The sequence below is a fragment of the Pseudomonas sp. F8002 genome, assembly GCF_013385495.1.
Taxonomy (GTDB): Bacteria; Pseudomonadota; Gammaproteobacteria; order Pseudomonadales; family Pseudomonadaceae; genus Aquipseudomonas.
In genome coordinates this window covers 210,978-233,064 of record NZ_JACAPW010000001.1, presented here as the reverse complement: position 1 = coordinate 233,064, position 22,087 = coordinate 210,978, and the positions used below count along the sequence as shown (strand labels likewise).

The 22,087-nt window shown below is 62.2% G+C and carries 18 protein-coding genes and 1 pseudogene; 7 read left to right on the top strand and 12 right to left on the bottom strand.

Annotated elements, in window-relative coordinates; all coding sequences use genetic code 11:
• Positions 1-2: 2 nt before the first annotated feature.
• Genes HX811_RS01105 through HX811_RS01090 form a run of 4 tightly spaced genes read right to left on the bottom strand, consistent with a single transcriptional unit; the run spans position 3 to position 6,324 of the window.
• Positions 3-1,367, bottom strand: a complete 1,365-nt coding sequence (locus tag HX811_RS01105; protein WP_003216256.1) for a heavy metal sensor histidine kinase — start codon at positions 1,365-1,367, stop codon at positions 3-5.
• Complete coding sequence (locus HX811_RS01100; protein ID WP_003216255.1) at positions 1,357-2,034, bottom strand: heavy metal response regulator transcription factor; 678 nt, start codon at positions 2,032-2,034, stop codon at positions 1,357-1,359. Before HX811_RS01100 ends, HX811_RS01105 begins: the two co-directional genes overlap by 11 nt.
• A gap of 31 nt (positions 2,035-2,065) precedes the next feature.
• Positions 2,066-5,161: a multidrug efflux RND transporter permease subunit gene (locus HX811_RS01095; protein WP_008434191.1), complete on the bottom strand. Its 3,096-nt coding sequence runs from the start codon at positions 5,159-5,161 to the stop codon at positions 2,066-2,068.
• Positions 5,158-6,324: an efflux RND transporter periplasmic adaptor subunit gene (locus HX811_RS01090; RefSeq protein ID WP_003216249.1), complete on the bottom strand. Its 1,167-nt coding sequence runs from the start codon at positions 6,322-6,324 to the stop codon at positions 5,158-5,160. The genes HX811_RS01095 and HX811_RS01090 overlap by 4 nt, the downstream gene beginning before the upstream one ends.
• Positions 6,325-6,538: 214 nt before the next feature.
• Between HX811_RS01090 and HX811_RS01085 the strand changes: the two genes are divergently transcribed.
• From HX811_RS01085 to HX811_RS01075, 4 genes and pseudogenes are all read left to right on the top strand, one after another.
• Positions 6,539-6,781, top strand: a complete 243-nt coding sequence (locus tag HX811_RS01085; RefSeq protein WP_003216247.1) for a hypothetical protein — start codon at positions 6,539-6,541, stop codon at positions 6,779-6,781.
• A gap of 169 nt (positions 6,782-6,950) precedes the next feature.
• Complete coding sequence (locus tag HX811_RS01080; protein ID WP_177044393.1) at positions 6,951-7,742, top strand: transporter substrate-binding domain-containing protein; 792 nt, start codon at positions 6,951-6,953, stop codon at positions 7,740-7,742.
• Positions 7,743-7,849: 107 nt separating this feature from the next.
• Positions 7,850-8,131 (top strand): annotated as a pseudogene (locus tag HX811_RS32165) (PAS domain-containing protein); the annotation flags it as partial.
• 246 nt (positions 8,132-8,377) lie between these two features.
• On the top strand, positions 8,378-9,424 hold the full coding sequence (locus tag HX811_RS01075; protein WP_371132337.1) for a methyl-accepting chemotaxis protein: 1,047 nt from the start codon (positions 8,378-8,380) through the stop codon (positions 9,422-9,424).
• A 3-nt stretch (positions 9,425-9,427) separates the two neighbouring features.
• Here HX811_RS01075 and HX811_RS01070 read toward each other — a convergent pair whose 3' ends face one another.
• From HX811_RS01070 to HX811_RS01055, 4 genes are all read right to left on the bottom strand, one after another.
• A complete protein-coding gene (locus tag HX811_RS01070) occupies positions 9,428-10,171 on the bottom strand; it encodes a YkgJ family cysteine cluster protein (RefSeq protein ID WP_003216242.1) in 744 nt (247 codons plus the stop codon).
• A gap of 108 nt (positions 10,172-10,279) precedes the next feature.
• Positions 10,280-10,762 carry an N-acetyltransferase gene (locus tag HX811_RS01065; protein ID WP_177044389.1) on the bottom strand — a complete coding sequence of 161 codons (483 nt, stop codon included), beginning with the start codon at positions 10,760-10,762 and terminating at the stop codon, positions 10,280-10,282.
• Positions 10,763-10,765: 3 nt separating this feature from the next.
• Positions 10,766-11,668: a chemotaxis protein CheV gene (locus HX811_RS01060; protein ID WP_102369883.1), complete on the bottom strand. Its 903-nt coding sequence runs from the start codon at positions 11,666-11,668 to the stop codon at positions 10,766-10,768.
• A 96-nt stretch (positions 11,669-11,764) separates the two neighbouring features.
• A complete protein-coding gene (locus HX811_RS01055) occupies positions 11,765-12,739 on the bottom strand; it encodes a D-glycerate dehydrogenase (RefSeq protein WP_003216236.1) in 975 nt (324 codons plus the stop codon).
• A gap of 351 nt (positions 12,740-13,090) precedes the next feature.
• Here HX811_RS01055 and HX811_RS01050 point away from each other — a divergent pair, with 351 nt between their 5' ends.
• From HX811_RS01050 to HX811_RS01040, 3 genes are all read left to right on the top strand, one after another.
• Positions 13,091-14,413, top strand: coding sequence for an OprD family porin (locus HX811_RS01050; RefSeq protein ID WP_177044387.1), 1,323 nt, complete (start codon positions 13,091-13,093; stop codon positions 14,411-14,413).
• An 86-nt stretch (positions 14,414-14,499) separates the two neighbouring features.
• Positions 14,500-15,993, top strand: a complete 1,494-nt coding sequence (locus HX811_RS01045; RefSeq protein ID WP_177044385.1) for a sensor domain-containing diguanylate cyclase — start codon at positions 14,500-14,502, stop codon at positions 15,991-15,993.
• Positions 15,994-16,044: 51 nt separating this feature from the next.
• Positions 16,045-17,550: a diguanylate cyclase gene (locus HX811_RS01040; protein WP_003216229.1), complete on the top strand. Its 1,506-nt coding sequence runs from the start codon at positions 16,045-16,047 to the stop codon at positions 17,548-17,550.
• Positions 17,551-17,653: 103 nt separating this feature from the next.
• Here HX811_RS01040 and lpxC read toward each other — a convergent pair whose 3' ends face one another.
• The 4 genes from lpxC to HX811_RS01020 form a co-directional block, all read right to left on the bottom strand.
• Complete coding sequence (lpxC, locus tag HX811_RS01035; RefSeq protein ID WP_003216227.1) at positions 17,654-18,565, bottom strand: UDP-3-O-acyl-N-acetylglucosamine deacetylase; 912 nt, start codon at positions 18,563-18,565, stop codon at positions 17,654-17,656.
• 112 nt (positions 18,566-18,677) lie between these two features.
• Complete coding sequence (ftsZ, locus tag HX811_RS01030) at positions 18,678-19,874, bottom strand: cell division protein FtsZ (RefSeq protein ID WP_003216225.1); 1,197 nt, start codon at positions 19,872-19,874, stop codon at positions 18,678-18,680.
• A 65-nt stretch (positions 19,875-19,939) separates the two neighbouring features.
• Positions 19,940-21,202, bottom strand: a complete 1,263-nt coding sequence (gene ftsA, locus HX811_RS01025) for a cell division protein FtsA (protein ID WP_003216224.1) — start codon at positions 21,200-21,202, stop codon at positions 19,940-19,942.
• A gap of 15 nt (positions 21,203-21,217) precedes the next feature.
• Entirely contained in the window at positions 21,218-22,084 is an 867-nt protein-coding gene (locus HX811_RS01020) for a cell division protein FtsQ/DivIB (RefSeq protein ID WP_023659197.1), read from the bottom strand.
• Positions 22,085-22,087 lie beyond the last annotated feature (3 nt).

The window sequence follows — 22,087 nt, the reverse complement described above, 5'->3', positions numbered from 1 at the left end:
CGCTACACCGGCAGCGTAATGCCAAAGGTGTTGCCGCCGCCCTCGCTGCGCACAAACACATCTCCGCCGTGCATCAGCGCGATCGCCTTGACGATCGCCAGTCCCAACCCGTGATTCGCCCCACTATTGCTGCGGGACGCGTCCACCCGATAGAACCGCTCGAACAACCGGGGCAGATGCTCGCTGGCAATCTCATCGCCCGGGTTGGTCACCCCGATCGCCACGTGGTCCTCCAGCACTTCGATCTTCACCTCGATCACCTGGCCAGGCGCCGTATGCTGCACCGCATTGCTCAACAGGTTGATCAACGCCCGGCGCAAGTGCGCCTTCTCGATCTGCACCTGGGCATCGCCGGTCACACGCACCTGCACCTGGGCGTCCTCGAGGATAAAGTCCAGGTAATCCAGGGTGGTCGCCACTTCATCCGCCAGCGAACTGGTGATCAGTTTGGTGGCCTTGCTGCCCTGGTCGGCACTGGCCAGGAACAGCATGTCATTGATGATCGAGCGCAGCCGTTCCAGCTCTTCGAGGTTCGATTGCAGCACCTCGAAATAATGCTCGGCCGAACGCCCACGGGTCAGCGCCACCTGGGTCTGGCCGATCAGGTTGGTCAGCGGCGAGCGCAGCTCATGGGCCACATCGGCGTTGAATGACTCCAGGCGCGAATAGGCCTGCTCCACCCGGTCGAGGGTCGAGTTGAAGGAGTTGACGAACTGCTTCAGCTCCGGCGGCAATGGCGACAATTGCAGGCGCCCGGAGAGTTTCGGCGGTGCAAGTTTCTGCGCCTCGTCCGACAGCTTGATCAGCGGCTTGAGACCGATGCGCGCCACCCAGAACCCCAGCAGCGAGGCCAGCAGCACGCCGACAAACGCCAGGCCGATCAGCGCCACCAGCAGTTGATGCTGGGTGGCGCGGAAGTTCTCGGTGTCGACCGCGATCAGGAAACGCAGCGGCGGGCGCTGCTCCTTGGCTGGAAACTGGCTGACCAATACTTTGAACGGGTAGGCATGGCCCGGCAGGCGCAAGTCGCGCTTGCCGGTCGGGCCGGCGGCGAAGGCGCGAATCTGCGCGTCCGGGTTGCCGTATTCGTAGGTCGGGTCGCTGCTCACCACCCAGAAGCGAATGCGCTTGTCTTCCTCTCCCAACAACTTGAGCTTGGCGGTGATCTTCGCCCAATGGTCCGGCGTACCGAAGCGATTGACCGAAGACTCCAGCACGCTGTAGCGCGCATCCAGCTCGGCCCCGGGCAGCAGGCCCAGGCCTTTGTCCACCTGCTGGTACAGCGCGCCGCCGATCAACAGGAAGATCAGCAGCGCCACCAGGGTGAACATGCCGCTCAGGCGCAGGGCGATGGAGTTAGCCGACACTGCGGTTCTCCAGCACGTAACCCATGCCACGGATGGTGTGCAGCAGTTTCTGTTCGAACGGCCCGTCGAGCTTGGCCCGCAGGCGTTTGATCGCTACTTCCACCACATTGGCGTCACTGTCGAAATTGATGTCCCAGACCATTTCCGCAATCGAGGTCTTGGACAGGATTTCACCCTGGCGCCGGGCCAATACGCTGAGCAGCGAGAACTCCTTGGCGGTCAGGTCCAGGCGAACGCCGTTGCGACTGGCCTTGCGGCTGATCAGGTCGATCCACAGGTCGGCGATGGTCACCTGCACCGGCTCATGCCCGCCACTGCGACGGGTAAGGGCTTGCAGGCGCGCCACCAGTTCGAGGAACGAGAACGGCTTGCCGAGGTAATCATCCGCGCCTTCGCGCAGGCCGCGAATACGGTCTTCCACGCGCTCGCGGGCGGTGAGCATGATCACCGGCGTCTGCTTGCGCGCCCGCAGCGCGCGCAAAACACCAAAGCCATCCAGGCCGGGCAGCATCACGTCGAGCACGATGACCGCGTAATCGTTCTCCAGGGCCAGGTGCAACCCTTCGACGCCTTCACGGGCGACGTCGACGGTATAGCCTTGCTCCGTCAGGCCGCGGTGCAGGTAGTCGGCGGTTTTTTCTTCGTCTTCAATAATCAGTACACGCATGAGCCTTTTGTTCCAGGACGGGGCCTCAGCCTCAGTGTGTGATTGCCAGCTGGGGAGCTGGTTTGGGTCTGTGGAAAAACTTCTCGAGGTACAAGTATATGACCGGTGTGGTGAACAGCGTCAGCGCCTGGCTCACCAGCAACCCGCCCACCACCGCGATACCCAGCGGCTGGCGCATTTCCGCGCCGGGGCCGGAGCCCAGCATCAGCGGCACCGCACCCAGCAGGGCGGCCAGGGTGGTCATGATGATCGGCCGGAACCGCGTGACACACGCCTCATAAATCGCTTCCTCGGGCGGCAGGCCGCGTACGCGCTGGGCGTCCAGGGCGAAGTCGATCATCAGGATACCGTTCTTCTTCACGATCCCGATCAACAGCACCAGGCCGATCAACGCCATGATCGAAAAGTCCTGGCCCATCAGTGACAACATGATCAGCGCCCCCAACCCCGCCGACGGCAAGGTGGAGATGATCGTCAGCGGGTGCACGAAGCTTTCGTACAGCACACCCAGGATAATGTAGACCGCCACCAGTGCCGCGAGGATCAGCCAGGGCTGGCTGGCCAATGAACTCTGGAACGCCTGGGCCGCGCCCTGGAAGTTGCCGATGATGGTGGTCGGCATGCCGATTTCATTCTTCGCCTGGTTGAGCAGGATCACCGCATCGCCCAACGCGACGCCGGGTGCCAGGTTGAACGAGAGGTTGGCCGCCGGGAACATGCCGTCATGGCTGATGGACAAGGGCCCGACGGTGGGCGGGTCGACCTTGGCCACCGCCGACAGCGGCACCATCTCGTTGGTCAACGGCGAGCGCAGGTAGAAGTAGTTCAGGCTTTCGGCCTTGCCGCGTTGCTGGGTGTCCAGTTCCAGCACCACCTGGTACTGGTTGATCTCGGTCTGGAATTCGTTGATCTGGCGCTGGCCGAAGGCGTCGTACAGCGCCTGGTCCACATCGGTGGCGGTGAGGCCAAACCGCGCGGCGGCCTGACGGTCGATGCTGATGTGGGTGATGCTGCCGCCCAGCTGCAAGTCGTTGGACAGGTCGCGGAACGCCGGGTTGGCCCGCAGTTTTTCGGTGAGGCGCTGGGTCCAGGTATTCAGGGTCGGGCCGTCATTGCTCTTGAGCACGTACTGGTACTGGGCGCGGCTGGGGCCGGAGCTCAAGTTGATGTCCTGGCCGGCCCGCAGGTACAGGACGATGCCCGGCACTTTCGCCAGTTTCGGGCGGATCCGGTCGATAAACTGGCTGGCCGACACGTCACGATCCCCGCGATCTTTCAAGGCAATCCAGAACCGGCCGTTGGCGATGGTCTGGTTGCTGCCGGTCACGCCCACCGAATGGGAGAACGCTTCCACCGCCGGGTCATCCTTGACGATCTCGGCGATTGCCTTGTGCTTGGCGACCATGTCCGGGAACGACACGTCGGCCGCCGCTTCGCTGGTGCCGAGGACGAAGCCGGTGTCTTGTACCGGAAAGAAACCCTTGGGGATAAACACGTAGCCGACCACGGCCAGGGCCAGGGTCACCATGAAGATCGCGGCCATGGTGCGTTGATGGGCCAGGGCGCGGCGCAGATTGCGCGCATAGCCGGCCAGCAGGCGTTCGCTGAAACCGGGTTTGTCGTGGGCATGATGGGTTGGTGCGCGCATGAACAACGCGGCCAGGGTCGGCGCCAGGGTCAGCGAGACCACCACCGAAATCAGGATGGTCGAGGTGGCTGTCAAGGCAAACTCCTTGAACAACCGCCCCACGACACCGCCCATGAACAACAGCGGGATAAACGCCGCCACCAGCGAGAAGCTGATGGAGACCACGGTAAAACCGATTTCACCCGCGCCCTTGATCGCGGCTTCGCGTTTGTCGAGACCCGCTTCCAGGTGGCGGTGAATGTTCTCCACCACCACGATCGCATCGTCCACCACAAACCCCACGGCGATCACGATTGCCACCAGGGTCAGGTTGTTCAGGCTGAAGCCCATCAGGTACATCAGGGCAAAACTGGCGACCAGCGACACGCCGAGCACGCTGGACACGATCAACGTGGCCGACAACTGGCGCAGGAACAGCGCCATCACTGCCACCACCAGCAGGATGGCGATCAGCAGGGTCACTTCCACTTCATGCAGGGACGCGCGGATGGTCTTGGTGCGGTCGGTCAACACGCTGACCTGCACCGAGGCCGGCAGCATGGCTTGCAGGCGTGGCAGCTCGGCTTGAATGCGGTCCACGGTCTCGACGATGTTCGCGCCGGGCTGGCGGGAGATCACCAGGTTGACCCCTGGGGTGTCGCCGGACCAGGCCTGCACGTAGGCGTTTTCCGAGCCGTTGATGACTTTGGCGATATCCCGCAGTTGTACCGGTGCCCCGTCCTTGTAGGACACGATCAGTTGGGCGTAATCCTCGGGGTGGAACAACTGGTCGTTGGTCGAGAGGGTCGACACGCTGTTCTCGCCGTAGATCGCGCCCTTGGCCAGGTTCAGGCTCGATTGCTGGATCGCCAGGCGCACGTCCGCCAGGGTCAGGCCGATGGCCGCGAGTTTATCGGCCGACGCCTGCACCCGGATGGCCGGGCGTTGCTGGCCGGTAATGTTGATCTGGCCGACCCCGTCGATCTGGCTGATCTGCCGGGCCAGCAGGGTTTCCACGTAGTCGCTCAGCTCGGTGCTGGGCATGCTGTCGGAGCTGACGCTGAGGATCAGCACCGGGCTGTCCGCCGGGTTGACCTTCTTCCAGGTCGGCAGGCTCGGCATGTCGCTGGGCAGTTTGCCGGACGCGGTATTGATCGCCGCCTGCACTTCCTGGGCGGCGGTGTCGATGCTCTTGGTGAGGGTGAATTGCAGGGTCAGCAGGCTGGAGCCCAAGGCACTGCTGGAGGTCATCTGGGTCATGCCGGGGATGGCGCTGAATTGCACCTCCAGCGGCGTTGCCACGGATGAGGCCATGGTGTCCGGGCTGGCGCCGGGCAGCGTGGCGCTGACCTGGATCGTCGGAAATTCCGCTTCCGGCAGTGGGGCGATGGCCAGGCGTGGGAAGGCAATCATCCCGAGCAGCACCAGGGCAAAGGTCAGCAGCAAGGTGGCGACCGGGTGGTCGACGCACCAGGCCGACGGCGAACGACTGCCACTCATGGCTGCACCTTGGCATCAACGGTCTGGATCACCTGCGGCGGCTCCTTGAGCACATCGACCTGGGCGCCCGCCTTGAGCCGTGACTGGCCGTCGCTGACCAGCACATCGCCGGCCTGCACACCCTGGAGAATGTTCATGTCGCTGTTCTGGTACAGCACCTGCACCGGCACCACCTCTACCTTGTCCCCCTTGAGCCGGTACACGAAGTGCGAATCCAGGCCGCGTTGCACCACCGTGGGCGGCACCACCAGGGCATTCTTGTGCAGGGCGGTCTGGATGCGGATCGTCACCAACTGCCCCGGCCAGAGTTTCTGTGCGCCGTTGCTGAACTCGGCCTTGGCGCGAATGGTGCCGGTGGTGCCGCTGATCTGGTTGTCGATCAGGCTCAGGCGGCCCTCCCCCAGCAGGTCGCCGGTCTGGCCGTCGGTGTCGGCGCCCATGTAGGCGTTGACGTCGGCGGGCAGTTGCGCGGCGATCAGGCCTTGCAGGGTCGGCAGCATCTGTTGCGGCAGGGAGAACTCGACGGCAATCGGGTCGATCTGGGTCACGGAGAACAGGCCCTGGGTGTCGCTCATGCGCAGGAAGTTGCCTTCATCCACTGTGCGAATCCCGACGCGACCGGTAACCGGCGAGCGAATCTGGGTGTACGAAAGTTGCACCTGGGCCGAATCAATCGCGGCCTGGTTGCCTTGGGCCGTGGCCTTGAGCTGGTTGACCAGGGCTTGTTGCTGGTCATAGGTCTGCTTGGACACGCCGTCGTCGATGCTCAGTTCCTTGTAGCGCTTGAGGTTGACCAGCGCGACTTGCAGTTGCGCCTGGCTTTCCCCGAGTTGCGCCTTGGCCTGGTCCAGGCTGGCGCGGATCGAGCGGTCATCAATGGTCGCCAGCAGGTCGCCGGCCTTCACCAGTTGACCTTCCTTGACCAGCAATTTGGTAAGGATGCCGTCGATCTGCGGGCGAATCACCACACTGTGCAACGACAGCACCGAGCCGATGCCGCTGACAAACCGCGGGATGTCCTGCTGTTTGACGCTGATCACCCGCACCGGGATCGCCGACGATGCGGTCAGTTTGGTCTTGGCCGGGCGAGTCACCACCCAGGCAACCACGGCCAGTACCACAAGGACGCCCACGATCAAGGCAGGTTTTCGTTGAATGTGCATGGGGTGAGGCGCCAGGGCAAAGGATCGGAAGAATGAAGGTTCTTTATAGCCCGCCAATCGGGTCAGCAAAGTGACTGCTAACTGACAGCGCCGTCAGTAAAGTCCGACCATTCGTACGAGCAGTGGTTAAAGATCCGAGGCGCGCAGGTATACTGCGCGGCGGTGTGGCCTGCAAGTCGGGCCCGCGTCATTTTCAGTACTCCCCGGAGCTTCCATGAATTCCCCGACACAACCCGCTGTTGAAGCGGTCGACATCGACCAACAGGCCAACCCTGACAGCGTCGAAGGCGAAACCAAGGCCGAGATCCCGGCGTTCAAGTTTCCGTTCAAGCCGGGCGAACTGGCCGGGGCAAAAAACGCCAGCCAGCCGTGGTACAAAAACGGCGCCAAGAACGGCCACACCAAGAGCCCGGGCATGGCGCCTCCCGGCACCCGTCGCTCGATGGGCAAGCGCTGACCGGTAATAAATCCTCCGTAATGGAGATTTATGCCTACAACAGTTACTGACGTTTCGCCTTGTAGGCCTGCGGCCAATTCTTGAAAGCTTGCATGACACCCGCTTGCCCCGACTCTTTCGCTCGGGGCTGGACGTGGTAAAGCTGGTTTTCTGGAAAAGGACGTCCCCTGTGTTTCTGATACGCACCTGTGTCGTGCTGTTGTTGTCGCTGATGGCCAGCGTTTTCTCCACCACTGCGGCCAGCGGTCAACCACGGCATGAAATTCGTTTCGCCGTTGCTGCGCAATTTCCACCTTTCCAAAGCCGCAATCAACATGGCCAGCTTGCAGGGCTGAACATCGAGCTGGGCAATGCCCTGTGCATACAGCTCAATGTGCGGTGTACCTGGGTCGACCAGGTCCTTGTGGAAAACTTCCCCGCCCTTGAGGCCAGGCAATTCGACGCGATCATGGGCATGGCCCCTACACTGAAACGGCGCCAGCGGGTGAATTTCACCGATAACCTTTATCCGATCACCACGCGCCTGGTGGCCCGCAAGACATCGGGGTTGAAGCCGACCCCACGGTCACTGAAGGGCAAGCGCGTGGGCGTTCTGGTGGGCAGCAACCGCGAAGCCTTCGCCCTGTCGAAATGGGCGCCCAAGGGGGTCATCGTCAAGGCATTCTGGCGCAATGACGAGCTGATCCGCAGCCTGCTGGCAGGCGACATCGATGCAACATTGCAAGGCACCGTGGAAATCCGTGAGGCGCTGCTCGACACCGCTGATGGTCAGGTTTTCGACTTCCTCGGCCCTCACGTCTCCACCGAACTGCTGGGTAACGGCGTGGCGATCGCACTGCGCAAGCCCGACACCGCCTTGCGCAGCGCCCTCAATCACGCCCTCGAGCAACTGAAACAGAGCGGCGAATACCAACGCATCATCGAGCCCTACCGCCTGGACGCGCCGCTCTCCAGACCGTAATGGCCAATTAATTGCGCGGAACATGAGCTGGATCAGTATTTGCCCAACCGGTGCGCTTAGAGTCGACGCCCTGCCGACTCCTCCAACAATCACGAGCGCGCTTTTCCATGAAGATCAATCTGCCGGTCACCGGTCGAAATGTGGATTTTGCCCCCGACGCCAATATCCTCTCGACCACCGACCTGACCAGCGCAATTACCTACGCCAACCAGGACTTCATCGATATCAGCGGCTACACCCGCGAGGAGCTGCTGGGCACGCCGCACAACCTGCTGCGTCACCCGGACATGCCGGCCGCGGCGTTTGCGCACATGTGGCAGGTATTGAAAAGCGGTCGCTCGTGGATGGGTATGGTGAAAAATCGCTGCAAGAACGGCGATCACTATTGGGTCAGTGCCTATGCCACGCCGGTCACCCGGGACGGCGTGACGGTGGAGTATCAATCGGTGCGCACCAAGCCCGATGCACGGCGGGTGCATCGGGCCGAACGGGCCTATGCCCGCCTGCGTGCCGGCACTCGTCGAGCACGGCCCGTGGTGGGCATGACCTTCAAGCTGTCGGCATGGGTCCTGGGGGCTTGCGCCGCAACCTGGGCATTGGGCCTTGGGCTGGCGACTTATCCGCTGACCTGGCAACTGCTGGCGGGAACGGCGGCCTGCGCCGTGGGGGTAGCGGGTGTGCATGGCTTGTTACGGCCCCTGGCACAGTTGAACCAGCGGGCACGGCTGATTGCCGATAACCCGCTGAGCCAGGCGATCTACACCGGGCGCAAGGACGAGTTCGGACGCATCGAGTTTGCCATGCAGATGCTGGAGGCCCAGGTGGGCGCAGTGGTCGGCCGGATTGGCGATGCGTCGCAACGTCTGTCCGGCCATGCCGCGGCGCTGGTGCAACAACTGGACAGCAGCCACACCAGCAGCCTCGGCCAGCAGACCCAGACGGATCAGGTCGCCGCCGCGATCAATCAAATGGCCGCCAGCGTGGCGCAAGTCGCCGAGCACGCGCTGCAGGCGTCCAGGGCCGCAGACCAGGCCGGCAGCGAAACCCGCGAGGGCCATCAACGGGTGGATGAAAGCCGCGACGCGGTGCTGCGTTTGTCCGAGGAACTGGCGCGGGCCACCGACGTGATCCATCAACTGGAAAGCCACAGCGGCGATATTTCCGGGGTGCTGGAAGTGATCCGGGCGATTGCCGAACAGACCAACCTGCTGGCGCTGAATGCCGCCATCGAAGCAGCGCGGGCCGGGGAGCAAGGACGCGGGTTTGCCGTGGTGGCCGATGAGGTACGAGGCCTGGCCCAGCGTACGCAGGATTCGACCAATGAGATCCAGCGCATGATCAGCACCCTGCAAGGCGGCGCCCGGGATGCGGTGCAGGCGATGGCGCAAAGCAGCCAGCATGTGGAGGCCAGCGTCGATCAGGCCCAGCGCGCCGCTGCCGCACTGGACGGGATCAGCCAGCGAGTGACCCGGATTACCGCCATGAGCCAGCAGATCGCGGCGGCGGTGGAAGAACAGAGTGCGGTGAGCGAGGACATCAACCGCAACATCATCGGCATTCGCAATGCCGGGGAAGTGACGGTCAACGCTGGCCAGCAGAGCCAGCTCAGCTCAGGGGACGTGGCGGGGCTGGCGGATGACTTGCGGCGGTTGGCGGAGGAATTCTGGGGCAAGCGGCGCTAGCACTTAAGCCGCCCGCAATGAAATGAAGGCGTAGTTCGCCGGCACCTCGGTGGCAATCCGGGCGCCGGCATCCAGCAGTTGCTCGGCAATGTCCATCCCGGACACATGAAACACCCACTCATTGGCCTGCACGACTTCTTGCGTCGCCAACTCGATCGCCTGGGCAAACAGGCCCATGTCGGGCAAGTACGCGGTAAACCCATCGCCCTTGAGCGCTGTGGTATGGATGCCCAGCAACCCGCACACGGCTTCCTTGGCCTGGATATCATCGCGGTCAGCCTGGCGTGAGCGGCGGATCAACTCGGCCAGCTCCTTGTCCATCAACTCGCCCCCCACGATCAGCGCCGGCCCCTGCTCCCAGGATTCCGGCGGGCAGTCCTTGGCGGCCGGGTTCAACGGGATGTGCGGGTTGATTTCCATGGGGTAGATGCGGCACACCAACGGCCGCCGCTCGTAAATGCGGCAACGGTCGTCTTCGTCAAGATTCCGGCAGCGCCCGGCGTTATAGGCGGCAAAGGTGATTGCCACATACGCCTCGGTATTGCCGCTGGGCACGATGGCGGAACGGCGTTGCGCGTGGTCACGTTGCAACTCGGGCAGCCCCAGGCCACTGCCCAGGAAACCTTCCACCAGCACGATGACATTACCGCCGTCAGCCGCCCAGCTGCGGGCTTCTTCAAGGGTCAAGGGCACATGGTGGTCGGTGCAGCATTTGCCGCAACCGACGCAGGAAAAATGGGTATTCATGGAGGATCTGTCACCAGGCAAGGTCAGAAGGCACTCATGAACGGTGGCGGGTTTTTGCCTCTGTTCACCGTTCTGCCTCTGTGCAAAGCAAGTTATGCGCCAGCGCCGTCAGTCCTCGGGGACAAGGTCGCGAAGCACAAACACCATGCCCGCGCGCTCATACAGCTGCCGTGCCCGCAAGTTGGACTCCAGCACCTTGAGGTCGACAAACGCTTCGCCGCGTTGCTTGAACACCTGGAAGGTGTGCAGCAATAACGCACGGCCCAACCCCATGCCCTGGGCACAGGGGTGAATGGCCAGGTTCTTGATGTAGGCGCTGGTCCAGCATTGGGACACACCCAGGATGCCGCTGGCGTTACTCGCCACCAGGCACAGGTTTGGGTCGAACTCGGCATCGGTAACGAACTGCTGGCGCCAGTGCTCAAGGGAGCCGACGCGTCCGCCGCCTTGTTCCTGGGCCAGGCTCAATACCGCGTGGATCGCCGGGGCCATGGCGTCGCGGTAATGATCCAGCTGGATATCCGCCGGCCATTGCGGGGCGGGCAGGCTGCCGGTGAGGTCGCGGCGCAGCAGCTGGAAATATTCACCCACCGGTCACAGGCCCTGTTGCGCCACGGTCTGGGCGGCTACCACCAGGCACTTGGTCAGTTCCGGCGAAGAAAACTTGGTGAGTACCGCATTGGCGCCGGCCAGGCGGGCTTTTTCGCTGTTCATCGCACTGTCCAGGGAGGTGTGCAGCAGCACATAGAGGTCCTGGAAGTCCGGGGTTTCCCGCAGGGTACGGGTGAAGGCGTAGCCGTCCATTTCGGACATTTCGATGTCCGAGACCACCACGTTGATTTGCTCGACGGTGCCTTGCAGCTCCAGCAAACGGTCAATGGCTTCCTTGGCGCTGCGGGCGGTGTGGCAGGTGAGGCCGAGGTTGCGCAGGGTGTGCACCGATTGCTGCAGCGCTACCTGGCTGTCGTCCACCACCAGGATTCGGGCGTTGCCCAGCACTTCGGCTTCTTCCATGGTCAGGTCGGTGGGCGCCGCTTCGATCTGTGCCGGGGCGATGCCGTGGATGACTTTCTCGATGTCCAGCACTTGCACCAGGGCGCCTTCGACCTGGGTCACCCCGGTGATAAACGAACGCGTACCGCCGGAACCAAACGGCGGCGGGCGAATGTCGGTGGTCAGGCAGTGCACGATCTTGCTTACCGCCTGCACATGCAGGCCCTGCTTGGAACGGCTTACATCGGTGACGATCAGGCAGCCGCCGTCCGGGTCTTGCAGGGGCATTTCCCCCAGGGCGCGGCTCAGGTCGATCACCGACAACGCGGTGCCGCGCAAGGTGGCGATGCCTTTGACGTGGGGGTGCGACTCCGGCAGCTTGGTCAGCGGCGGGCAGGGAATGATTTCACTGACTTTCAGCAGGTTGATCGCCATCAGCTTGCCGCTGCGCAAGGTAAAGAGCAGAAGCGAGAGTGAATCTGCGCGGGCTTTGGTGGTGGACATAAAAACCTTCTGTGGATCAGGGATGACGATCTATAGAAGGTTATCGACCCCCACGGCCCATGCTTTAGCGCATTAGGCCGCGAAAATCGCCCGGACTTAACCCTTCCACACCTGCGGGTTCACCAGATCCTGCGGACGCTCGCCCAGCAAGGCGCTGCGCAGGTTTTCCAGGGCACGGTTGGCCATGGCTTCGCGGGTCTCGTTGGTGGCCGAGCCGATGTGCGGCAGGGTCACCGCATTGCTCAGTTGGAACAGCGGCGACTCGGACAGCGGCTCCTGCTCGTACACATCCAGGCCGGCACCACGGATGGTCTGGTTTTGCAGGGCCTGGATCAGCGCCGGCTCATCCACCACCGGGCCACGGGAGATGTTCACCAGGATCGCACTGGATTTCATCAGGCCCAGCTCGCGATGGCTGATCAGGTGGCGGGTTTTCTCGCTCAGTGGCACCACCAGGCAGACGAAATCGGCTTCGGCCAGCAACTGGTCGAGGCTGCGAAACTGCGCGCCGAGTTCCTGTTCCAGTTCGGTCTTGCGGCTGTTGCCGCTGTACAGAATCGGCATATTGAAACCCAGGCGACCCCGACGGGCGACGGCCGCGCCGATGTTGCCCATGCCGACGATGCCCAGGGTCTTGCCGTGGACGTCACAGCCAAACAACGGCGCGCCGACGCTGGCTTTCCACTGGCCGGCCTTGGTCCAGGCGTCCAGTTCGGCGACACGGCGGGCGCTGCTCATCAGCAGGGCGAAGGCCAGGTCGGCGGTGCTTTCGGTGAGCACATCCGGGGTGTTGGTGAGCATGATCCCGCGCTCATTGAAGTACGCCAGGTCGTAGTTGTCGTAGCCCACCGATACGCTGGAAACCACTTCCAGTTTGCTCGCACCTTCCAGTTGCGCGCGGCCCAGTTTGCGGCCTACGCCGATCAGGCCGTGGGCATGGGGCAAGGCTTCGTTGAACTGAGCGTTGATGTCGCCCTGCTTGGGGTTGGGGGCGATGACATCGAAATCCTGTTGCAGGCGTTCGATCATTTCCGGGGTGACGCGGCTGAAGGCGAGGACGGTCTTTTTCATGGAAGGCGGGCTCATCGACTACGTGGGAATGGCAAGCACGCTAACATTCTTGGGTAGGGCTTGTCAGGCCGCCCCTCACACCCCACTGCCAGACTGTTGCGATTTGGGCAACAGTCATTATCTTGTTACACTCTGTATCGCACCGCTCACCTGCGCTAATTTGTCGCATCGATGAGCGTAGCGGTTAAGACCGACCCGCTCTCCCCCGATTTCCCTCGACTTATTTCCAGGGCTCTACACTGGGAATCTGTCTTAAAGCCGCTGAGTTCAGCGGCTTTTTTTTGCGCTGAAAAAAGGCCAGGAACCCCAACAACACTGGCCGGTTTCGATTGACCCAAAGGAGCTCCACCGGTGAAAACCTCGCTGACGTTCACCCCGTTATTCCTCGCGATTGCTGCAACGATCGTTCCCCTTGCCCACGCGGCAGACACCCCGGCCACCGACGGCTTCGTCGAAGGTTCCAGCTTCAAGATCAACACCCGCAACTACTACATGAACCGCGACCGTCGCGACATTCACACCGATGACAGCAAGGAATGGGGCCAGGGCTTCATCGGCATCTTCGAATCCGGCTACACCCCCGGCATCGTCGGCTTCGGCCTGGACGCCAACGCCATGCTCGGCCTCAAGCTCGACGGCGGTGGCGGCACCGACGGCTCGAGCATCCTGCCGGTAAGCTCCGGCAACGGCAAAGCGCCCGGCTCGTTCTCCACCGCCGGCGCCACCCTGAAAATGCGCGCCTTCGATACCGAACTGAAAGCCGGCGACCTGTTCCTCAACAACCCGGTGATTGCCGGCGGCATGACCCGCATGCTGCCCCAGACCTTCCGCGGCGTGAGCCTGACCAACCACAGCCTGGACGGCTGGATGTTCGAGGGCGGCCAGGCCAGCTTCACCAAGCTCTACAACCAGAGCGGCCGTCGCCGCATCGGCACCAGCTACGGCGCATTGCCCAATGGCGAAGACAGCCGCCACCTGGACTGGGCCGGCGTGTCCTTCAGCGGCGTGCCGGGGCTGACCAGCAACCTGTACGCGTCCGAACTCAAGGACATCTGGAACCAGTACTACTACGACCTGGACTACACCTGGCAGTTGAACGAGCTGGTCAGCCTGAACCCGGGCCTGCACTACTACCACACCCAGGAGACCGGCAAAGCCTTGCTGGGCAACATCGACAACAACACCTACAGCCTGCATTTCACCGTGGGCGTGGGCAATCACAGCATTACCGCCGCCTACCAGCGGGTCAACGGCAACACGCCGTTCGACTACATCAGCCAGGGCGACAGCATCTACCTGGACAACTCCCAGCAATACTCCGACTTCAACGGCCCCAACGAGCGCTCGTGGAAGCTCAAGTACGCCTATGACTTCGTCGGGCTGGGCCTGCCGGGCCTGACCTCGGCGGTGTCGTATATCAGCGGCAAGACCGACCTGACCACGGTCGATCCGGACAGCCGTGCTTACTCATCCTGGTACAGTGCCGACGGCAAGAACGCCAAGCACTGGGAACGGGACATCGACCTCAAGTACGTGGTGCAAGGCGGCAAGGCCAAGGACCTGGCCGTGCGCCTGCAATGGGCGACCAATCGCGGTGGCAATGGCTACGCGGCAGTGGACCGGGACGTGGATGAGTACCGCGTGATCGTCGACTATCCGATTGACGTTTTTTAACCTTCAGGCTTTCTTTTAGCGGCGACGACTTATTTTTCACAGCATGGAACTAAACTGCCAGCATCTTGAGTGCCGAAGCCAGTCCCATGAGTCAACGCCGCGCCTTCACCCTGCCTGCACGCCCGGAGCTTTTGCTGATTCTGGGCAGTGGCCTTACTGTCGTGCTGATCGTGGTCATCGTTGCCGTACTGCTGATCCGCGAACACGCCAGCGCCTTGCAGGCAGCCAAGCGTTCCACCAGCAATATCACCCAACTGATCAATGCCGATGTGCTGCGCAACGTCGAGCTCTACGACCTGGCGCTGAACGGCCTGATCACCGCAACCACTCGCGATGACCTGCCCCAGGTTTCCGCCGAAGTCCTGCATATGGTGCAGTTCGACCAGTCCACGGCCGCCCCTTTCAAAGGCGAAGTCCTGCTACTGGACAAAACCGGCGCGGTCACCGCCGACTCTTCCACGCTGGCGCCCACACCCCGCAACTTCGCCAATCGCGATTATTTCCAGGTGCACCAGCAGAACCCCGATGCCGGGCTGTTCATCAGTCGGCCCTTCAGGATTCGTTGCGACTGCGATCAAGTCTGGCGCATCGCCTTCAGCCGCCGGGTGCCCGGACCCAATGGCGAGTTTGCCGGTGTGGCGGTGGCAACCATGCGCCTGGCGTATTTCGACCAGCTGTTCAATAGCCTGACCATCGGCAGCGGCAGCAGTATCAACCTGCTGAATAACGACGGCATCCTGTTGGCCCAGCAGCCGCTGCTCGAAAGAGACATGATCAACAAGGACCTGAGCGCGCGGCCCAACTTCAAGCGAATGCTGCGCGAAGGCAGCGGCAGTTTCAGCGCCATCTCCGCCATCAGTGGCGCGCAACGGCTGTACACCTTCACCAGCGTCGGCGCGCTGCCGCTGATTGTGGTGGTGGCGTTGTCGAGCGATGACGTGTTTGCCGCCTGGAAGCGCTCCGCCCTGCTGATCAGTGGCGCCACCGGCGTACTGTGTGTGGGGCTGTTGTGGCTGACCTGGATGCTGCGCCTGGAACTGCGCCGCCGCTATCGCGCCGAGAAGGTGTTGTCGGAACTGGCGGCCACCGACGGCCTCACCGGCCTGGCCAACCGCCGCACCCTCGACCAGCGCCTGCGCCTGGAATGGGAGCGCGCGCAACGCTCAGGCGAGCCACTGGCCTTGCTGATGATTGATGTCGACCACTTCAAGGCCTTCAACGACCGCCATGGTCACCAGGGTGGCGATGAGGCCTTGCGCAACGTGGTCCGGGTCATCGGCAGCAATATTCGTCGCCCCGCCGACCTGGCCGCGCGCTACGGCGGTGAAGAGTTCGCGGTGATCCTGCCGGATACCGACGGCGAGGGCGCAAGCACCATCGCCGAACATATCCGCAGTGCGGTGGAGCACTTGCCACCGGCGGACGGCGACGCGCTGTCGGTCACCGTCAGCGTCGGGCTCAGTACCTGGGACAAACGCAGCCGTGGCTCGCTGGAAGAGCTGCTGCTGAGTGCCGATCGGGCGCTGTATGACGCCAAGCATTCCGGGCGCAACCGCATCGTTCACAGCCAGGCCACATAAGCCGTTATCAGCAACTACGCTAAGGGCATCCTCGAAGCAGAAGTACGCCCGATGAGCCCAGGCACTACCCGCCCGCCCCGCCCCACCCACCGCCCGGAGCTGCTGCTGATCATCGGCAGTTGCGTCACGGTGCTGCTGATCATGCTGGTGGTCGCGGTGCTGCTGATTCGCGAACACGCCAACACGTTGCAGGCGGCCCAGCGCACGGCCAATAACATCACCCAACTGATCGACGCCGACGTGCTGCGCAACGTCGAGCTGTACGACTTGTCGATCAAAGGCCTGATCGCCGCCACCGAACGCACTGATTTGGCTGGGGTATCGGCCGGCATCCGTCACCTGGTGCTGTTCGACCGTTCGGAAGCGGCGCCCTACAAAGGCGACATCCTGTTGTTGGACAAGGATGGCAACGTGATCGCCGACTCAGCCCTGCAGACGCCCAAATCCGCCAACTTCGCCGACCGCGATTACTTCCAGGCCCATCGGCAGAATCCCGACCTGGGCCTGTTCATCAGCCGGCCCTTCACGGCGCGCTGCGTGTGTGACGACCAATGGCGTATCGCATTCAGCCGCCGGGTTTCCGGGCCGGATGGGCGATTCCTCGGCGTGGCCGTGGCCACCATGCGCCTGTCGTACTTTCAGCAACTGTTCCGCAGCCTGAATATCGGCAGCGACAGCACCATCAACCTGATCAACCGGCAAGGCATCCTGCTGGCCCAGCAGCCGTTGCTGGAACGGGACATGATCGACAAGGACCTCAGCCAGCGGCCCAACGTCGCGCGCATATTGCACGAGCGCGACGGCAACTTTCGCGGCACCTCCAGTGTGGATGAGGAGCACCGCCTGTATACCTTCTCAACGGTGGGCGATCTACCGCTGATCGTCGTCGTAGGGCTGTCCACGAATGACATATTCGCCCCCTGGAAGCGCGCAGCACTGGTGATCAGCGGCGCTACCGGGATTTTGTGCATCGGCCTTTTGTGGCTGACCTGGATGCTCTGCATGGAACTGCGCAGGCGCCACCGTGCCGAACAGGTGCTGTCAGAACTGGCAGCCACCGACGCGCTCACCGGCCTGGCCAACCGCCGCACCCTGGACCAGCGCCTGCGCCTGGAATGGGACCGCGCCCAGCGTTCGGCCGAGCCGTTGACGGTGCTGATGATTGACGTGGACCACTTCAAGGCGTTCAACGACCGACATGGCCATCAAGGTGGCGACGAGGCACTGCGCACGGTGGCGCAGGTGATCGAGGGCAATATCCGCCGCCCGGCCGACCTCGCTGCTCGCTATGGCGGGGAAGAATTTGCAGTGGTGCTGCCGCATACCGACAGCCAGGGTGCACGCGTGATTGCTGAACATATCCGCAGCAGTGTCGAACACCTGCCGCGAGTGGGCGGGGATACGGTGCCGATTACCGTCAGCATCGGCCTCAGTACCTGGACCAAAAACAGCCGCACCACGCTGGAGGAATTACTGCTCAACGCCGATCAGGCGCTGTATGAGGCCAAGCATACCGGGCGTAACCGCGTTGTTGATGCCGGCGCTTTAAAGCCGTGACGCGGAGCGTCACAGGAGGCGTTACCACGCAGAGCGTGGGAACGATCAAAAAAAAGGCCACCCGAAGGCGGCCTTTAAAAACAAAAGGAAAGAGAGTTGTTACTTACACCGCCGCGACGGGACGCATGTAAGAGATCGGTGCGGTGCTGGCATCTTCGAAGGTCACGACTTCCCAGGCATCTGTCTGTGCAATCAGCTTGCGCAGCAGTTGGTTGTTCAGGGCGTGGCCAGACTTGAAGCCTTTGAACTCGCCTATCAGGCTATTGCCCAGCAGGTAGAGGTCACCGATTGCATCGAGGATCTTGTGCTTCACGAATTCGTCTTCATAGCGAAGGCCGTCTTCGTTCAGTACACCATCCGCGTCGACCACAATGGCGTTTTCAACGCTGCCGCCGAGTGCGAGGTTGTGCTTGCGCAGGTACTCGATGTCACTCATGAAACCAAAGGTACGGGCGCGGCTGACTTCTTTTACGAACGAAGTGCTGGAAAAATCCACGCTTGCACTTTGGGTGCGGTCACGGAATACCGGGTGATCGAAATCGATCTCAAAGCTCACTTTAAAGCCTTCGAACGGGACGAAGGTGGCGCGCTTGTCGCCGTCTTCTACTGTCACTTCCCGCAGAATGCGAATGAACTTCTTGGCTGCGTCCTGTTCTTCCAGGCCGGCAGATTGAATCAAGAATACGAAGGGTCCGGCGCTGCCATCCATGATCGGGACTTCGGACGCGGAGAGCTCGACGTAGGCGTTATCGATGCCCAGACCGGCCATGGCCGAGAGCAAGTGCTCCACCGTGTCCACTTTGACGTCACCGTTGACCAACGTGGTCGACATCGTGGTTTCGCCAACATTTTCCGCGCGAGCAGGTATCTGCACCACAGGGTCCAGGTCGGCACGAACAAACACGATGCCGGTGTCGACAGGTGCGGGCTTGAGGGTCAGGTATACCTTCTCCCCGGAGTGCAGACCTACACCTGTGGCACGGATAATATTCTTCAGGGTGCGTTGTTTAATCATGGCTTGGACCGCTTCAGCGCAAATTGCGAACTGGTATCAACAAAGGCTGGCGATAATAGCAGACCAGACCTTTGCTGAACACCAATCACCTTCATAGCCCTGATACATTCCATTAATCGGCCTGACGACGCAGGAAAGCCGGGATGTCCAGGTAGTCCAGGTCATCTTGCGGATTCGGGCTGCGGGATGCAGCAGCACCGGCCTGAGCCTGGTTGCGCATCACGGTCGGACGATCCAGGTCACGATAGTTCACAGACGGCAGTTCCTGGCGCGAAGGCGCTGGAGCGGCAGCTTGCTGGCTGGCGTGGCTGGTATGGACGGTGTTGTCGATGACCTTTACAGGCTTCTCGATTTTCGCACCCAGGCCGGTCGCAACAACGGTCACGTGCAGTTCGTCGCGCATGTCCGGATCGATAACGGTACCGACCTTGACCATGGCGTGCTCGGAAGCGAAGGCTTCGATGATGCTACCCACGTCGGAGTACTCACCCAGGGACAGGTCAGGACCGGCGGTGATGTTCACCAGGATGCCGCGTGCGCCTTGCAGGTTCACGTCTTCCAGCAACGGGTTGCGGATGGCCGCTTCGGTAGCTTCACGTGCACGGTTCGGACCGCTGGCGCAGCCAGTGCCCATCATCGCCATGCCCATTTCGCTCATCACGGTACGTACGTCGGCAAAGTCGACGTTGATCATGCCCGGACGCTTGATGATGTCGGAGATACCGCGAACGGCACCGGCCAGTACATCGTCAGCCTTGGCAAACGCAGACAGCAGGCTTGCGTCCTTGCCGAGGATGGTCAGCAGCTTCTCGTTGGGAATGGTGATCAACGAGTCGACGCTTTCGGACAGCAGACGGATGCCTTCATCGGCGATCTGCATGCGCTTGCGACCTTCGAACGGGAATGGACGGGTCACGACGGCAACCGTCAGGATCCCCATTTCCTTGGCCACTTCGGCAATGATCGGCGCAGCACCGGTACCGGTACCACCGCCCATGCCCGTGGTGATGAACACCATGTTGGTGCCTTGCAGCACTTCAGCGATGCGCTCGCGGTCTTCCAGGGCGGCTTGACGGCCGACTTCCGGATTCGCGCCGGCACCCAGGCCCTTGGTCACGGCTGTGCCCAATTGCAGGATGGTGCGTGCACCGATGCTTTTGAGGGCCTGGGCGTCAGTGTTGGCGCAGATGAATTCAACGCCTTCAATGTTGCTCTTGACCATGTGGTTGACAGCGTTGCCGCCGCCACCGCCGACGCCGATCACTTTGATGACCGGGCTTGCGGGGATGTTGTCTACGAGTTCGAACATTTTCCCTCTCCTTTCATTTCTCTAGTTTTTTCGCCTACTACTTGAAACGGTGTTGCGGTAAATCTTTAGAAATTGCCTTTCACCCAAGCCTGCAACCGCTCGAACAACGGCGCTTTCGCTTCGTCGTCGCTTCTGTAGCTGTCGCGGTTGCTCGGGCCCGACAGGGAAATGCCGTCGGTCTGCTTTTGCAGCCCGTACAACAGCAAGCCCACACCGGTGGAATAAATCGGGTTGCGCACTACGTCGCCCAGGCCTTTCACGCCATGGGGCACGCCCAGGCGGACCGGCATGTGGAAGATTTCCTCGGCCAGTTCGACCGCGCCTTCCATCTTCGAGGTGCCACCGGTCAGCACGATGCCGGCCGGGATCAAATCTTCGTAGCCGCTGCGACGCAGTTCAGCCTGGATCAGGGTGAACAGTTCGTCGTAGCGCGGCTCGACCACTTCGGCCAATGCCTGGCGCGACAGTTCGCGCGGTGGACGGTCGCCCACGCTTGGCACCTTGATGGTTTCACCGGCACCGGCCAGCTTGGCCAGGGCGCAGGCGTAACGGATCTTGATTTCTTCGGCGTACTGGGTCGGTGTGCGCAACGCCATGGCGATGTCGTTGGTCACCTGGTCACCGGCAATCGGGATCACGGCGGTGTGACGAATCGCACCCTCGGTGAAGATCGCGATGTCCGTGGTGCCGCCGCCGATGTCCACCAGGCACACGCCCAGTTCTTTTTCGTCGTCGGTCAGTACCGAGTAAGCCGAAGCCAACTGCTCGAGAATGATGTCGTCGATTTCCAGGCCGCAGCGGCGCACGCATTTTTCAATGTTCTGTGCAGCGTTGACGGCGCAGGTCACCACGTGAACCTTGGCTTCCAGACGTACGCCCGACATGCCCAGGGGCTCGCGAACGCCTTCCTGGTTATCGATCACGTAGTCCTGCGGCAGGGTGTGCAGCACGCGCTGGTCAGCCGGGATCGCCACGGCTTGCGCTGCGTCGAGTACCCGCTCCAGGTCGGCCGAGCTGACTTCGCGGTCGCGAATCGCCACGATGCCGTGGGAATTCAGGCTGCGGATGTGGTTGCCGGCAACGCCGACAAATGCCGAGTGAATCCGGCAACCGGCCATCAGCTGCGCTTCTTCGATGGCGCGCTGGATCGATTGCACGGTGGATTCAATATTCACCACCACGCCCTTCTTCAGGCCCCGGGACGGATGCGTGCCGATTCCGACGATTTCCAGCGTGCCGTCGTCCGCGACCTCGCCTACCAGCGCCACCACCTTGGAGGTGCCGATATCCAGACCGACGATCATTTTGCCGCTTTGCACGTTTGCCATGGGTCCTGCCTCTTCTTAATTCTTCGCGACAGCAGGTTGCGCTGCCGTGGGCGCCGCAGGGGCCCGCCAGCCGACGGCAAGGCCGTTGGCGTAACGCAGGTCGATGCTCGCAATGTTCGTAATCTGTTCTTTCAAGGTCTTTTCATAGATGGCGATAAAACGGCGCATCTTTTCCACCAGGTTGCCGCGTCCCAGCAACAACTCGATGCCCGGGCCGGAACTGCCTGCACCCGTGGTCAAAAACCAGCTGCCCCGCTCGCGCAATTCCAGTCGCGCAATCGAGAAGCCCAACGGCCGCAGCATCTGGCTCAACGCCTGGTACTGCTGCATCACTTGCTGCTGCGCCCGCTGCGGTCCGAACAACTGCGGCAGGTGCTCGTAATTCGCCACTTCGCGAGGTGCAAACGCCTGGCCCTGGTTGTTCAACAGCGCACCATCACCCCAACGGGCCACGGGCAGTTGTTCTTCCAGGCGGATCGTCACTTGATCCGGCCACACGCGACGTACTTCGGCGTGGGCAATCCATGGCATCTGTTCCAGCTCGGAGCGCATGCCTGCCAGGTCGATGGTGAAGAAGCTCGACGCCACAAACGGGGCGATTCGCTGCTGCACGGCTTGCTGGCTGATGTAGCTCAAGTCACCCTGCACGCTGATCTTGGTGATCGGCCGGTCGGCATACGGCAGCAGGCGCTGGGCGCCTTCATACGTACCAAACCCCAGGGCCACCAGGATCACCGGCCAGAACAGCGCCTTGAGAAAACCAAAGTTGGCTTTCGGCATGCGCGCCGACATCGGCTCTTTAGCCACCATTCGGCTGGCACCACGCGGCACCGGCTTGCGGCCGGGAGCGGGTTGCTGATGACGAAGCGATGCGCCGTTCATGGT